At 67.6% G+C, this 12,684-nt stretch carries 13 protein-coding genes and 3 pseudogenes; 8 read left to right on the top strand and 8 right to left on the bottom strand.

The features are described 5' to 3' along the window. Window positions 1-69: 69 nt before the first annotated feature. The 5 genes from AC2VOP_RS06780 to AC2VOP_RS06800 are packed head-to-tail and all read left to right on the top strand — an operon-like array spanning window position 70 to window position 5,875. Entirely contained in the window at window positions 70-1,140 is a 1,071-nt protein-coding gene (locus AC2VOP_RS06780; RefSeq protein WP_486960248.1) for an acyl-CoA dehydrogenase family protein, read from the top strand. 17 nt (window positions 1,141-1,157) lie between these two features. Then, window positions 1,158-2,267: an acyl-CoA dehydrogenase family protein gene (locus AC2VOP_RS06785; RefSeq protein ID WP_486960259.1), complete on the top strand. Its 1,110-nt coding sequence runs from the start codon at window positions 1,158-1,160 to the stop codon at window positions 2,265-2,267. Then, entirely contained in the window at window positions 2,264-3,421 is a 1,158-nt protein-coding gene (locus tag AC2VOP_RS06790; RefSeq protein ID WP_486960249.1) for an acyl-CoA dehydrogenase family protein, read from the top strand. The genes AC2VOP_RS06785 and AC2VOP_RS06790 overlap by 4 nt, the downstream gene beginning before the upstream one ends. Beyond that, window positions 3,418-4,347: an acyl-CoA dehydrogenase family protein gene (locus AC2VOP_RS06795; protein WP_486960250.1), complete on the top strand. Its 930-nt coding sequence runs from the start codon at window positions 3,418-3,420 to the stop codon at window positions 4,345-4,347. The genes AC2VOP_RS06790 and AC2VOP_RS06795 overlap by 4 nt, the downstream gene beginning before the upstream one ends. A 49-nt stretch (window positions 4,348-4,396) precedes the next feature. Further along, entirely contained in the window at window positions 4,397-5,875 is a 1,479-nt protein-coding gene (locus AC2VOP_RS06800) for a class I adenylate-forming enzyme family protein (protein ID WP_486960251.1), read from the top strand. 55 nt (window positions 5,876-5,930) lie between these two features. Here the strand turns inward: AC2VOP_RS06800 and AC2VOP_RS06805 are convergent, their stop codons facing one another. The 8 genes and pseudogenes from AC2VOP_RS06805 to AC2VOP_RS06840 all read right to left on the bottom strand — a co-directional run bounded on the left by AC2VOP_RS06805 (window position 5,931) and on the right by AC2VOP_RS06840 (window position 8,523). Further along, window positions 5,931-6,191, bottom strand: a complete 261-nt coding sequence (locus AC2VOP_RS06805; protein ID WP_486960252.1) for a Txe/YoeB family addiction module toxin — start codon at window positions 6,189-6,191, stop codon at window positions 5,931-5,933. Continuing rightward, window positions 6,188-6,436: a type II toxin-antitoxin system Phd/YefM family antitoxin gene (locus AC2VOP_RS06810; protein WP_486960253.1), complete on the bottom strand. Its 249-nt coding sequence runs from the start codon at window positions 6,434-6,436 to the stop codon at window positions 6,188-6,190. Before AC2VOP_RS06810 ends, AC2VOP_RS06805 begins: the two co-directional genes overlap by 4 nt. A gap of 112 nt (window positions 6,437-6,548) precedes the next feature. Further along, a pseudogene (locus AC2VOP_RS06815) lies at window positions 6,549-6,803 on the bottom strand (transposase); the annotation flags it as partial. 268 nt (window positions 6,804-7,071) lie between these two features. Beyond that, window positions 7,072-7,501: pseudogene (locus AC2VOP_RS06820) on the bottom strand (type II toxin-antitoxin system VapC family toxin). Between the two features lie 3 nt (window positions 7,502-7,504). Beyond that, window positions 7,505-7,726: a type II toxin-antitoxin system Phd/YefM family antitoxin gene (locus AC2VOP_RS06825; RefSeq protein ID WP_486960254.1), complete on the bottom strand. Its 222-nt coding sequence runs from the start codon at window positions 7,724-7,726 to the stop codon at window positions 7,505-7,507. A gap of 5 nt (window positions 7,727-7,731) precedes the next feature. Next, window positions 7,732-8,049, bottom strand: a pseudogene (locus AC2VOP_RS06830) (transposase family protein); the annotation flags it as partial. A gap of 12 nt (window positions 8,050-8,061) precedes the next feature. Then, the gene (locus AC2VOP_RS06835; protein ID WP_486960260.1) at window positions 8,062-8,376 is read right to left on the bottom strand and encodes a helix-turn-helix domain-containing protein; all 315 of its coding nucleotides are present in this window, start codon (window positions 8,374-8,376) and stop codon (window positions 8,062-8,064) included. Window positions 8,377-8,379: 3 nt separating this feature from the next. After that, window positions 8,380-8,523 (bottom strand): hypothetical protein, encoded by a 144-nt coding sequence (locus AC2VOP_RS06840; protein ID WP_486960255.1) that lies wholly within the window; start codon window positions 8,521-8,523, stop codon window positions 8,380-8,382. Here AC2VOP_RS06840 and AC2VOP_RS06845 point away from each other — a divergent pair. From AC2VOP_RS06845 to AC2VOP_RS06855, 3 genes are all read left to right on the top strand, one after another. Beyond that, window positions 8,522-10,537 carry a transposase gene (locus AC2VOP_RS06845; protein ID WP_486960256.1) on the top strand — a complete coding sequence of 672 codons (2,016 nt, stop codon included), beginning with the start codon at window positions 8,522-8,524 and terminating at the stop codon, window positions 10,535-10,537. The two genes, AC2VOP_RS06840 and AC2VOP_RS06845, sit on opposite strands and share 2 nt — an antisense overlap. Window positions 10,538-10,676: 139 nt before the next feature. Continuing rightward, window positions 10,677-12,128, top strand: a complete 1,452-nt coding sequence (locus AC2VOP_RS06850; protein ID WP_486960257.1) for a PE-PPE domain-containing protein — start codon at window positions 10,677-10,679, stop codon at window positions 12,126-12,128. A 186-nt stretch (window positions 12,129-12,314) separates the two neighbouring features. Further along, the coding region (locus AC2VOP_RS06855; protein WP_486960258.1) for a TetR/AcrR family transcriptional regulator at window positions 12,315-12,684 on the top strand (370 nt) is incomplete at its 3' end.

Genomic DNA, 12,684 nt, shown 5'->3' on the forward strand with positions numbered 1-12,684 from the left:
GCGTCACAGCCGATCAGCCTACGGCGATTGACGCGGCTAGTTTACTATTTTTACTATGTTAGAGGTGATATGAACGTTGGACTGAGCCGGGAGCAGCGGGCGCTGGCCGACAGCGTGCGCGAGGTGCTGCGCGCTGAATGCCCACCCGACGTCGCGCGCCAAGCGATGACAGATCCCGGCCGCTGGCGTGCGCTGTGGAAGACGGTCATCGGTTTGGGCTGGACCGAGTTGGCGGTGCCGTCGGCCGACGGCTCGTTCGGGGTTACCGAGCTGGCGGTGGTCGCCGAAGCGTGCGGCGCCGCTATCGCCCCGATTCCGCTGACAGCCAGCCTCGGAATGGCCGCCGGCCTGCTGCGCGGCGGCGGCCCGCAGGCCAGCGAGGTCAGGGCCGACATCGCCGGCGGCACCGTCGCCGCCCTTGCCGTGCACTGTGCCGGGCAGCGACTACCGGGCGTGCCGATGACGCTGCGGTCGGGACGGCTGCGCGGACGTGCGGTCGCGGTCGGCTGGGCGTCGCGCGCGGAGCTGGTCGTGACGCTGGCCGACTCCGACGACGGGGTGGTCGCCGCGGTGGCCGGCGGCGACGGCGTCGTCGTCCATCCGGTCGAGTGCATCGACCCGGCACAGCCGGTGGCCGACCTCGAGATCGACACCGTCCCGATCGCTACCACGCCCGTCGACGTCGAAACTGCGCTGGCGACACCGTTGGTCATCGCGGCCGCCGACCTGGTCGGGGTGGCCGGCGCGGTGTTGGACCGGTCCGTGCAGCACGCGAAGGCCCGGTGCCAGTTCGGCCAGCCCATCGGCGCGTTCCAAGGGGTCAAACACGCCCTGGCCGACAACTACGTGTCGCTGGAACGAGCCCGCAGCCTCACCTATGCGGCGGCGGCCGGCCTCGACGATGTGAACGGCAGCCCGGCCTCCGCGTGGACGGCGGCCGCGCTGGCCAAGGCCGCCGCCGGCGACGCGGCGGTCGGCTGCGCCCGGACCGCGGTGCAGGTGCACGGTGCGATCGCGCAGACCTGGGAGCACGACATCCACCTGTATCTGCGCCACGCCTGGCAGGCGGCGGCCGCGCTGGGTGACAGCCGCGCACTGTATGACGCCGTGGGCCGTCGTTTCATCGGAGGTGAGGGGTGAACGGCGCCAGCGCGGAGGTGGTGGCCGAGTTCACCGCCTGGCTGACCGAATTTCTCCCCAGCGATTACTACGGCGAGCGTTATCGCCAGTACCGCTGGGATATCGGGCTGCGGCGTGACTATCAGCGCGCCGCGTTCGAGGCCGGCTGGCTGCAGCCGACCTGGCCGGGCGAGCACGGCGGCCGGTCGCTGGATGTGCGAACGGCGATGGAGATCCGGCTTGTGGCCGCGTTGCGGTCCGCGCCCAAGCTACCCAACATCGCCGGCCCCAATGTCGTCGCGCCCGCGCTCCGCCGGTTCGGCACCCCGGAGCAGATCGACCGGCTGCTGGTCCCGCTGCTCCGCGGCGACGAGTGGTGGGCGCTGGGCATGTCCGAGCCCGAAGCCGGGTCGGACTTCGCGGGCTTGCGCACCCGCGCCGAGGCCGACGGAAACGTGTTCCGGGTCAACGGCCGGAAGATCTGGACCACCCAGGCGCACCAGTCGCGGTGGTGCACGCTCTACGTCCGCACCAACCCCGCCGCACCCAAGCACCGCGGCATCTCCTGTCTGATCCTGGATCTGCGCTCACCCGGGGTGACCGTCAAACCCATTCGCATGGCGTCGAAGTCCGACGAGACGTTCTGCGAGATGTTTCTCGACGACGTCGAGGTGCCGGTCGCCAACCTGCTCGGCCCGCTCGACGGCGGCTGGCCGGTCGCGCTGTCGTCATTGCAGCACGAACGGCAGATGATCTGGATCATGAACTGGGTCGAAATCAAACGCGGACTCGACTCGGTGCGCCGAGCCCTCCAGCTGCGGGACGGCGAACCCTACGGCGACATCCTCGTGGACCTCGGCTCCCTGCTCGCCGACGCCGAGGCGGTGCGGGCCACCGGATACCGGGCGCTGGACGACGAGCTCGCCGGTCGCCCGAGCCCGGAAGGCGACATTCTCAAACTCCTCGGATCGACGACGTTGCAGCGGGTCTGGGAGTTGAGTGCGGAGGCGGCCGGAACCGGTTCGATCACCGACCCGGATCTGCTCTTCGAACGTCAGGACGCGCTTGCCGCAACCATCTACGGCGGGACGTCGGAGATTCAACGCAACATCGTCGCCGAGCGGGTGCTCGGGCTGCCGAAGGGATGACGGGGATGGATTACGACCTCGGCGATGCCGCAGACTTGCGGAAACACTTGCGGGCGTTGATTTCCACACACATCCCGGCTGGATTTCTGGGCGCGTGCACCGACAACCCGCGCGATCTTGCGACCACCCAGTCGTTCTGCAAGTTGCTGGCCTCCGAAGGGTTGCTGGCGTTGGCGTGGCCGACCGAACACGGCGGCGGTGGCGGCTCGGTCTGGCAGCAGACGGTGCTGCGGGAGGAGATGTGGGCTCATCACGAGCCCCGCGGCGCACAGTACATGGGCATCAACTGGGTCGGCCCGGCGGTGATGCGGTATGGCACGTCGGAGCAGAAGGACCGTCATCTATCGGCAATCGCGGGCGGGGAAGTGATTTGGTGCCAAGGTTTTTCCGAGCCGGAGGCCGGAACCGATCTGGCATCGCTGCGGACCCGGGCGGTGCCGGATGGCGACGGTTGGCGGATCACCGGTCAGAAGGTCTGGACGTCGTATGCGCAGATGGCGTCCTGGTGCGTGCTGGCGGCGTGCACCGATCCCGACGCGCCGAAGTCACAGCGGCTCACCCTGTTCCTCATGCCGATGGATCGCCCCGGCCTCACCGTCCGACCGATCCGGTCGATGCTGGGCCCGCACCACCTCAACGAGATGTTCCTCGACGACGTGCCGGCGCGACCCGACGACGTGCTCGGTGAGGTCGGCGGCGGCTGGCAGGTGATGCGCGAGGCGCTGGCCTTCGAGCGAGTCGGGATCGCCCGGTATGCGCGGTGCGAATCGCTGCTGCACCGGATGCGCACCGAGCTGGGCGACGGCTGGGACCGGCTGGCCGAGTCGCTGCGCACCCGGTGGGCCCGCGCCCTCGTCGACCTGCGGGTGGCGCGGCTGCTGGCCTACCGCGCGGTGGCGCTGCTCGACGACCCGGCGGCGGGACCCGCGGCCAGCGCGGCCCGCATCGCGGCCACCACCTGCGATCAACAGGTCGCCGAGTTGCTCTTCGACGTGCTGGGACCCCGAGCCCTGGACAGCGGCTTCTCCGCGCCGCTGCACGGGGCGATCGAGGACCATTGGCGCTACGCGCAAGCGGCGACCGTGGCGTCCGGCACCATCGAGGTGCAGCGGATGCTGGTAGCACGCGAGGTGCTGGGAGAAGGACATCGATGAAAACCACACTGCCGCAAGACATCGCCGACTTCGCGGCCGTCGCCGCAGACCGGCTCGCCCAGTTGGGCGGACCACCGGCGGCGCTGCGGGCAGAAGCCGACGACGAAGTCCGGGTCGCGGCCCGCAGCGCCCTGGCCGAACTCGGCGCATTCGACCTCGACGTTCGATCCTCCCCCGACGAACTGCTGGCCGCGGCCGTGCTGTGCCGGGCCGCCGGCGCCACCGCGCTGCCCTACCCGCTGGTCGAGGAGCTGCTGGCGATCGGCGGTGCGCGGCTGGCCCTGGTGAACCCCGACGCACCACGCATCGATCACGGCGATCTGCCCGGCGAGTGGATCGCCGTCGACCTTGACGGGCGGTGCTACCGTCCGCAACTGTCATCCCGAACCGCCGCGATGCTGGGGCCGTTTCTGGTGCCGGCCACCCTCGGCGAGCCGGACGGCACCGTGCCCGGGGCCGACGTCGACACCCACCTGGTGCTGGGGTCCTGGCGGATCCTGGGTGCCGTGCAGCAACTGCTGCAGATTGCCTGCGAGCACGTGCGCACCCGGATTCAGTTCGGCAAGCCGCTGGCGGACTTTCAGGCGGTGCGGTTCACGGTCGCGGACGCGTCGGTGTCGGTGCGCGGGCTGGACGAGCTTGCCAAGTACACCATCTGGCGGCTGGAATCGGCACCGGCGCAGCTACGTTCGGCAGATGCGCTGGTGCTGCGACTCAAGGCCGTCGACACCGCCCGGCAGGTACTGCGCACGGCACATCAGCTGCTCGGCGCACTGGGGTTCTGCGACGAATCCGATGTCAGCGTGCTCGACCGGCACACCCAGCCGCTGATCCGGCTGCCGGCCAGCAGCGAGGAGCTGGCCCTGCGGCTGGCGCTCGCCGTCCGCGACGACCGGTTGGAGACGTTGTTCACGAGGACGGCATGACCCGCGCCGACGACGATGCAGTGGGGGCACCTCCCGCTTGCGGGGGAGAGTGGCGCCTGTGACCCCAGATGCCGGGATCCCGTTCGGAACCCGGCTGCGAGACCTCGCCGCACAGCGGGGCGCCGAGGTCGCCGTCGTCACCCTGGCACCCGATGGCACCACCGACACGGTGACGTTCGCCGAACTCGACGCGCGCGCCAACCAATGGGGACGCGCGTTGATGGCGGCCGGCGCCGTGGCGGGTTCGCTGATCGCGCTGGCGATCCCCAACTCGATGCACCTGGTGCTGGCGACACTGGGCTGCTGGAAGATCGGCGCGGTCCCGATCCCGATGCGCTGGGACCTGCCGGACTGGGAGCGCTCGCGGGTGCTCGCGGTGATAGACCCTGTCGTCACACTCGATGAGTCCACCCGCTCTGCGTTGTCGTCTTGCGCCGCAAGCCAATCCGGCGATCCGATGCCCAACAGCTCGGAGGTGGTCTCCCCCACCGCCAACGGAATCTGCAGCAGCGGCTCGACCGGCCTACCCAAGGTGATCCTCAACCTCACGCCGGCGATCTGGACGCCGCAGCACAGCATGCCGTTTCTGGCCCACTGGGCGCCGGTAGCGCTGCCGCAGACGGTTTTGGTGCCTGGGCCGATGTATCACACCAACGGCTTCGCCACCTTGACCAGCCTGTTGGGCGGCGACCAGCTGGTGGTGCTGGAAAGGTTCGACGCGGCAATGCTTGTCGACGCGATCGAGCAATATCGGGTCACCAATTTCACCGCCACCCCGACCATGCTGGCGCGGATCGCGGCGTTACCGAAGATCCGGCAGCGCGACTTCTCCAGCGTGGTGTGGATCCTGCAGGGCGCGGCGGTGATGCCGCCGGAGCTGCTGCGCACCTGGTTTGAGCTGCTCTCTCCCGAACAGGTGGTGATGGCCTACGGCATGACCGAGAATCTCGGCCTGACCGCGCTGCGCGGCGACGAGTGGCTGACCCACCCGGGCAGCGTCGGCCGCGGTTTCCGGGACACCGAGATCCGGATCCTGGACCCGCACGGGACACCGCTGGGTCCAGGCCAGCTGGGCGAGATCTACCTGCGTGCACCGATGCGGACCGGATACCGTTACCTCGGTGCGGCGCCGCCGCTGCCGTGCACCCCGGACGGGTTCCGGTCCGCCGGCGACATCGGCCGCCTCGATGCCGACGGCTACCTCTACGTCACCGACCGACGTTGCGACATGATCATCACCGGCGGCGCCAACGTCTTCCCCGCGGAGGTGGAATGTGCCCTGGCCGACCACGAGTCGATCGCCGACGTCGTCGTCATCGGCCTGGCCGATGCGCGGTGGGGGCGGCGGGTGCATGCGGTGGTCCAACGCGGCGACCCGGCCCTGACCGAGCAGCAGGTGATCGCCTACGCCAAGGACCGACTCGCCCCGTACAAGGTGCCCAAGACCGTCGAGTTCGTCGACGCGATCCCGCGCACCGCCGCGACCAAGGTCAATCGCTCGGCGTTGGTCGAGGCCCGCGGCGGGTGAGTTGTGGGCGCTCACCAGCCTGGCGCAGTCCACTGTCGGGGCGGTTTGTTGCTGCTTACTTGGTGTAGTGGTAACGCGCTTGCAGGACGACGATTGCGGTCTCGGTCACGAGGTAAACCAGCCGGTGCTCCTCGGTGATGCGCCGTGACCATGCAGCGTGAATTCCATATTTCAGTGGCTCGGGCTTACCTATTCCTGAATGCGGATCGCGCACGGTGGCGTCGATCAGCTTGTTGAGGCGCTTCAGGGTGGACCGGTCGGTGTCTTGCCAACGGCGGTAGTCCTCCCAACCCTGCGGCGTAAAAAGCAGATTCACTCGCGGTCAAGGGGGTGCGCGGTGACGTCACCGCGCTGATAGGCCTCATGGGCGTCGAGAAGCCGACGGGCATTGGCCGGAGAACGAAACAGATACGCGGTCTCAACCCAGGCCGCATAGTCATCTGCTGACATCAGGACCGCGTTGCCGCGCTTGGAAATGATCTCGACAGTTGTCCGGTCACTATTGACTTGTTCAATGAGAGGGAAGAGCCTCTTGCGGGCCTCGCTCGCGGTTAAAGCCATGACCATCACCTCCGATTTTCGTGGTACATGATGTTGTACCATCTTACTCAGTTCGCGGTCGTGGCCCGGCGGAACTACTGGGAGACGACGCGGCGTTCTCGGCCCGCAGCTAGGGGATATGCACCTCGATATCGCCAGCGGTGGTCGACACCGTCTCGGGCCGGTGCCCGTTAGGGTGCGTGCCGCGCCCGCCACTGCGTTCATGGCGGCCGGCGCCGATCACCTTGGTGGCTTCGGCCTCGATCAGTGCCTGCAGCCCGGCACGGATCAGTTCGCCGAACACCACGCCGGCATCAGCGGACTTCAGCGCGCCGAGCTGTGCGAGCAAGGCAGAATGGTCCTGGGTCCCGAAACCCCACCACCTCACGGGACTTACCCCCGCTGACCGTCAGAGCCGTGCGAGCGTGGCGTCGATGCCTTTCGACAGCTCTGAATACACGAACGTGCTGGCCACCCACCTCAGCCGCGAAAAGGCCCAAACTGTTGACCGGCGTTCAAGATGAGCATGACGGCGGCGTTGTGCGTGAGGATGATTGGCGTAGTTGGGTGTTCACGCTGACGCTGTGATGCTCGCGGTGTCGGTGTCGGGCCGGCGGTGCTGTTCACGGTGCCGGTCACGGCCGGGTAGAGGTGGGCTACTTTGTCAGCGGCGCCAGCTGTAGAGCGGCCTGCTGCGCTGCGGTACGTAAGCGCTGGTCCCACACGACGAAGACGGTGTCGTCGGCTCCGATGGCGAGCACGCTGGCGAGGTGGACTGCATCGGCGCCACCCAGGGCGTGTTCTGTGGCTAGGTGTCCGGCGTGGTGGGCGATGTTCTCAGTTAGCTCCACCGCCCGAGTGGCTGCCCAAGTACTCTTCCCACAGTGTCTGGGCTTGGTGTTGGTCCTCGGCGCCCAAGCGGTGTGCACGGCGGGCGGCCGCCAACACAGCACTCACCTCGCGGTACGCCGATCGGGAAGAGACCGCCACGTCGCAGCCATCCCACGATGCCGCGGCGACGCTGCCATCCTCCTCCAACCAGAAGCGCTTGACGAACGCGCTGCTGTCGAAGTAAACGATCGCCACGGATCAACGGCGTTCTTCACGCACCAGGTCAGGGACCGACCCTCGAGCACGCACCCGAGGTGCCCCGCTGGCCGTCGGCCGGCCCGCCCGTCGCGGTCGGCCCACCACCCCCTGTCGGGTCAGCTGCTCCAGCAGCGGCGCGGTGCCCACCGGCACCAAACGAACTACCGGCGTTCCCCGATCGGTGACGACGACCTCCTCTCCGCCGCGAACCCGCTCGATCAAGTCCGCTAAGAGTTGACCCGTAATTGGCTGGACGTCTTGAGGTTCCAGAGTCCGGCAACGATCTGCAGGCTGTGGTTGATGGCGTCACCTCGTCGGCGGCATTGTCGAAGGATTTGCCAGTCTTTGATCCTGGCGATGACGTGTTCGACTCGGGCGCGGATACGCCGGTGTGCGCGGTAGTGATCGTTGCGGATGATGCGGCCGGTGTGGTCACGGCGGGGGCCGGTGATCGACGTGATACCGCGGTAGCCGCCGTCGCCGAGGATCTCATGTGCTCCGGTGAGCAGGTGTGTGACGGTTGCGCGGGCGACGACGACGTCGTTGCGGTTGCCCGGTCAGCACTGCCCGACCGCGACAATGCTGCGCCGCTGCGCGCAGATGATGATCTGGGTGTTGACGCTGCGCCGGTAGTTTTTGCTGATGGCGGTGATCGATTGGTCGTGCACGGGGATCAGGGTGCCGTCGATGATCCACGGGTGAGCACTGGTGTCGGGGGCGGGGCGTAGCGCTTTGGCCAGCACCGGCACCAGGTGGTGAATGATGCGGTCCACGGTGGACTGGCTGGTGTGAAACAGTGCGGCCAGTGCGCGGGTGGTGAGGTTGGTGCGCAGATGAATCAGAACCAGCACCGCCCTGACCGGCAGCGGCAGGCTCTAGGGCCGCCCGGGGCGTGGGGGCAGCGTGTGCCGGGCCGCGGTGCAGACGCGCTGTACTTGGTGGCGGGTGAGGCCGGTCAGCGGCAGCAGGTTTCGCCGGCGGTGTGGCAGGGCGTCGATGTCGGTGCTCTGTGATTGCATGGGTTCCATGGCGCCGGCGACCACCGACATCATGGCCGCGACCAGCGGCGATGCGGTGGCGGGTGCGCCGCGCCGGCGTGGGAAGTCCAAGGCCGCGAACTTCACATACGACGGGCCGGTGGCGGTGATCCGCCTCGAACTCGACGCCACCGATGAACGGATGCGCCGGCGGCTGCAGCGGCAGTGGGAGGCGGTGTTTCGGCTGCGTCGGGCACTGCAACGCGATGCCGCCGATCGGTGCGCGGCGTATTGGGCCGCCCACCGCGAACGCGCGGCCGACCCGAGGGCACTGCGGGAGCGTTTGGGGTTGACCCGCAAGGGCATGGAGGCGGCGGCCAAGGGCCACATCGAGGCCAGCGGGTGGATGCGTGATCACCTCACCATAGCCAGCGGCCTGCACATCGCCGATGAAGTGTGGGCGACGATCGAGCGGCATCTGTTCGCCGATGTCTGTGGGCGTCGGCACGGCCCGCCCCGCATCGGCTCGTGGTGGGATTTCACCCGCATCCCCGGCCGGGCCCGCTCGCACACCAAAACCCAGCCGACGTGGGAGACCTACCGGCTGGCCGGCACCTTGGGCGGGCACCTGAACACTTACCGGCATCCCGCGCTGCCCGCCGATATCAGCGCCGCCGAGGCCGCCGGGCTGCCACCGGGGACCTCGATCCTGGCCCAGCCCGCCACGATGCCGGCCCCGCCGCGGCCGGCGAGTAAGTCGTGGTGGGATCACGACGGCGCGTTGGCGGTGGTGTTCACCGGATTGCCCGCTGGGGATCTCGTGTTGCCGGTCCGGTTGCCCCAAGGCGCGGGCCAGTGGGCGCATCTGGCCCATTTCCTGGCCGATGCGAACATCTGGCACAAGATTGATCTGGTGCGGGTGGCTGACCGCAAAGCCCCCGGCGGGTGGCGCTATTACGCGCATCTGCTCATCCACCGCCGCGGGTATCAGTCGCCGTCCACCATTGCTCACCGCGATGAGATTCCGGCCGGGCGGCGGGTCGGGGTGGATGCCAACGTGTCCAACCTGGCGGTGGCCTCGTTCTGTCAAGACCGGCCTGACCGGCTGGTCGTCGCGCGTGTTGAGTGCACCGACGCCCAGCAGACCGCCGCCGCGCGTGCCGCCAAACAGGCCCGGGCGCGGCTAAAGGCGCTGGATCGTTCCCGGCGCAACACCAACGCCGGCCAATACGGCCCGTCGGTGCGACAGCGCAAACGCGCCCAGCGCCGCGCCGCGAAAGGACTGCCCGCCCGCCAGGTCACCAACCCGGGTGGGGCTCGGGCGGCCCGCGCCGATGGGGTGCCGCTGCGCGCTTACCGCCACGACGAACTCTCGGGCCGTTATCGGCGCACCCGCTGTGATCACGCCGCCGAGGCACGGCGCGCCGGCCAGGCCAAGCAAGCCCGCGCCAACGCGCTCGCCTCGGCGATCGTGGCCGCCCACGGCAACACCATCACTGTGGAGGATTGCCGTATCTCCACCTGGGCGAGGTTGTGGGGCAAACGGATTGCGTTGTTTAGCCCCGGCATGCTCGTCGCTGCGCTGCAGCAGGAATGTGTTGCTACCGGTGGCCGGTTTTACCGGGCCGGCACTCACGCCACCGCGATGAGCCAGCACTGCCCATGCGGGGCGCGCGTGCCGAAAACCCTTGCTCAGCGCACCAACCACTGCCCACGGTGCGGGCTGCGCGGCGACCGTGACATCGTCTCCGCGGCGCTGGCAGCCTGCGTCGAGCTCGCCGACCCCGACGATCCGCGCACCGCGGTGGTCGATTACCGACTTGCCCACGCGCTGCGCGATGGGTTGGCCTCCCAGCAAGAGTGGGAGGGTTCAGTCAACCGGTACCAGCCACCAACACCATCCGGTGATGGATTGGCCAGGACCGGCAGCCACCACCCGGTGGTCTCTGCTGAACAAGCGGCACCCGGCCCACCCCCGAACAGATCACGCCCGCAGCGTGGACGTCGCGGGACCAGCCGAAAACAACCAGCACCCAAGCTGATTGGCGCCGCATGACCCATTACGGGTCAACTCTTAGCTCGGCCCGCAACCTACTCACCGTCACATCCATATAGGCTAAATCTTGGATATTCTGATACGGCATTGACTATTTGATACGCTCGCTCTGATATCGCAGGCGAGTGAGGAGTACGACGTGCACGCAGCGCTGCGCCCTTACGCGACCGTCGGTGTGGCTCTGGCCAGTGCTGGCGTGCTCGCCATCGCCTCAGTGGCGCCACCGGGTCACGGAACCCAGGTACGCACTGTCCAGCTCACCGGGGTGACCGCGGATTCGCCGCTGGGCGACGGCACCGCCTTCGTCATCGGCGGCAGCGGCACACCAGTGCCGTCTCAGGCCTATGTGGACGCGGCTGACTCGCTGTACCTGGCACCGCGCGGATTCACCGGCACCGCCGAGTCGTTCTTCACCCCCGAAGGATTGCAGCCGGGCACCGGCGTGAAAACACTGCCGTTCGACACGTCGGAGGCTCAGGGGCAACAGATGCTGGACGAGTCGATCCTGGCACAGATCGCCGGCGGGCACGTCAGCGCCGAAAACCCCGTTGTGGTTTGGGGCTGGTCGCAGAGCTCGGTGATCTCGTCGCTGTTGATGCCGGAGCTGAAAGCGCAGGGCGTGCCCGCCGGCGATGTCCACTTCGTGCTGGTCGGCAATGAAAGCTCGCCCAACGGTGGGGTGTTGGAAAGCTTCGACTTGCCGGTCAACGGCCAGAACCCGACCGTCCCGAGCCTGGGTGTCACGTTCAGCGGCGCCATGCCGTCAGATCTCTACCCGACCGACAACTACGTGATCGAATACGACGGCTTCGCCGACTTTCCGAAGTACTCAACCAACCTGATATCGGACCTCAACGCGATCTTAGGCATGGACTTCGCGCACAGCCAGTATCAGAATCTGACGCCCGAGCAGCTGCTGCCGCAGGCCGACGGCGGCGACGCGATTCAACTTCCGACGTCGTCTGCAGACACGATGGCCAATTACTACATGATCCCGAACGCAGAGCTGCCGCTGCTGCAACCGCTGCAGTCCATTCCGGTGATCGGCAAGCCGCTGTACAACCTGCTAGAGCCCGACACGCGAATCCTGGTGAATCTGGGCTACGGCAGCATCACCGACGGCTGGAACCAGGGCGACGCCGATGTACCGACCACGATCGCCGCGGGCTTCCCGAGCGGCATCCGCCAAGCGGAGCTGTCGACCGCGTTGAGCAACGGCCTGCAGCAGGGCATCAGCGAGGCGATCAAGCAACTGCAGAACCCGGACAATTACGTAACATCCGGCGGATCGGGCCTTGGCGTCGACCCGACGACCACGATCCCGTCGTTCACCGACATCGTCAACGATTTCAGTGGGGATCTCTCGAAGCTTTACTCAACGTTGCTTCCAGACGCTGACACCGCCAACGCGTTGCTCATTTCCTTGCCGACCATTTTGGGCGGCTACATCTCCGAGCAGGCCGCAGACGGCAACCTGATGGGTGGAATCGGTGTGGCGGTCGCCGCCGCGACAGCGCTGATCCCGTTCGCCTTTTCATTTGGTGTGGAGGCGGCGCTCGCCGCTGAGCTGAGCATCGGACCATATGCATAGCGCCGGCGGCCGAGGTTAACCGTTGCAACCTACTCACCGTCACATCCATAGGGATAGCGTACAAACGACGCGACATGATATGTACATCGCTCGACATCCCACCGCCATTTTTGATCCGCGCCATCCCGCACAGCACGGTAACCTTATTCTCATGGCGTTATCTGCAGCGCACCGACAGGAGGCGGGATGTCCACGGTCGACACCGACGACACGGCCGAACCGACGACCCGCGCCGCGGGCTTTATCAGAACGGCGATCGTCATACTCGGGGAAACCGGGCGCACCGACTTCACCGTGCAAGAGGTCGTCGGCCGCTCCAAGACCTCGCTGCGGGCTTTCTACCAGCATTTTTCCAGCAAGGACGACCTGTTGTTGGCGCTGGTCGAAAAGACCATGGCCCAGTCGGTACAGGCTTGGCGGGCCCAGACCGCCGGGCTGGACAGCGGCTCGGCGCTGAAGCTGGTGATCGACCGCGTCAGCGCCCAGCCGGAGTCGAGCACCCAGGACAGCCTGAACCGGGCGCTGAGCCTGTACAACCAGCACCTGGCCGAGACCC

The sequence above is a fragment of the Mycobacterium sp. TH-M106 genome, assembly GCF_057473765.1.

Coding starts and splice junctions, on each gene's coding strand:
- AC2VOP_RS06780 (WP_486960248.1), top strand. CDS start 70: ATGAACGTTGGACTGAGCCGGGAGCAGCGGGCGCTGGCCGACAGCGTG.
- AC2VOP_RS06790 (WP_486960249.1), top strand. CDS start 2,264: ATGACGGGGATGGATTACGACCTCGGCGATGCCGCAGACTTGCGGAAA.
- AC2VOP_RS06795 (WP_486960250.1), top strand. CDS start 3,418: ATGAAAACCACACTGCCGCAAGACATCGCCGACTTCGCGGCCGTCGCC.
- AC2VOP_RS06810 (WP_486960253.1), bottom strand. CDS start 6,436: ATGGCTTTAACCGCGAGCGAGGCCCGCAAGAGGCTCTTCCCTCTCATT.
- AC2VOP_RS06845 (WP_486960256.1), top strand. CDS start 8,522: ATGGGTTCCATGGCGCCGGCGACCACCGACATCATGGCCGCGACCAGC.
- AC2VOP_RS06840 (WP_486960255.1), bottom strand. CDS start 8,523: ATGCAATCACAGAGCACCGACATCGACGCCCTGCCACACCGCCGGCGA.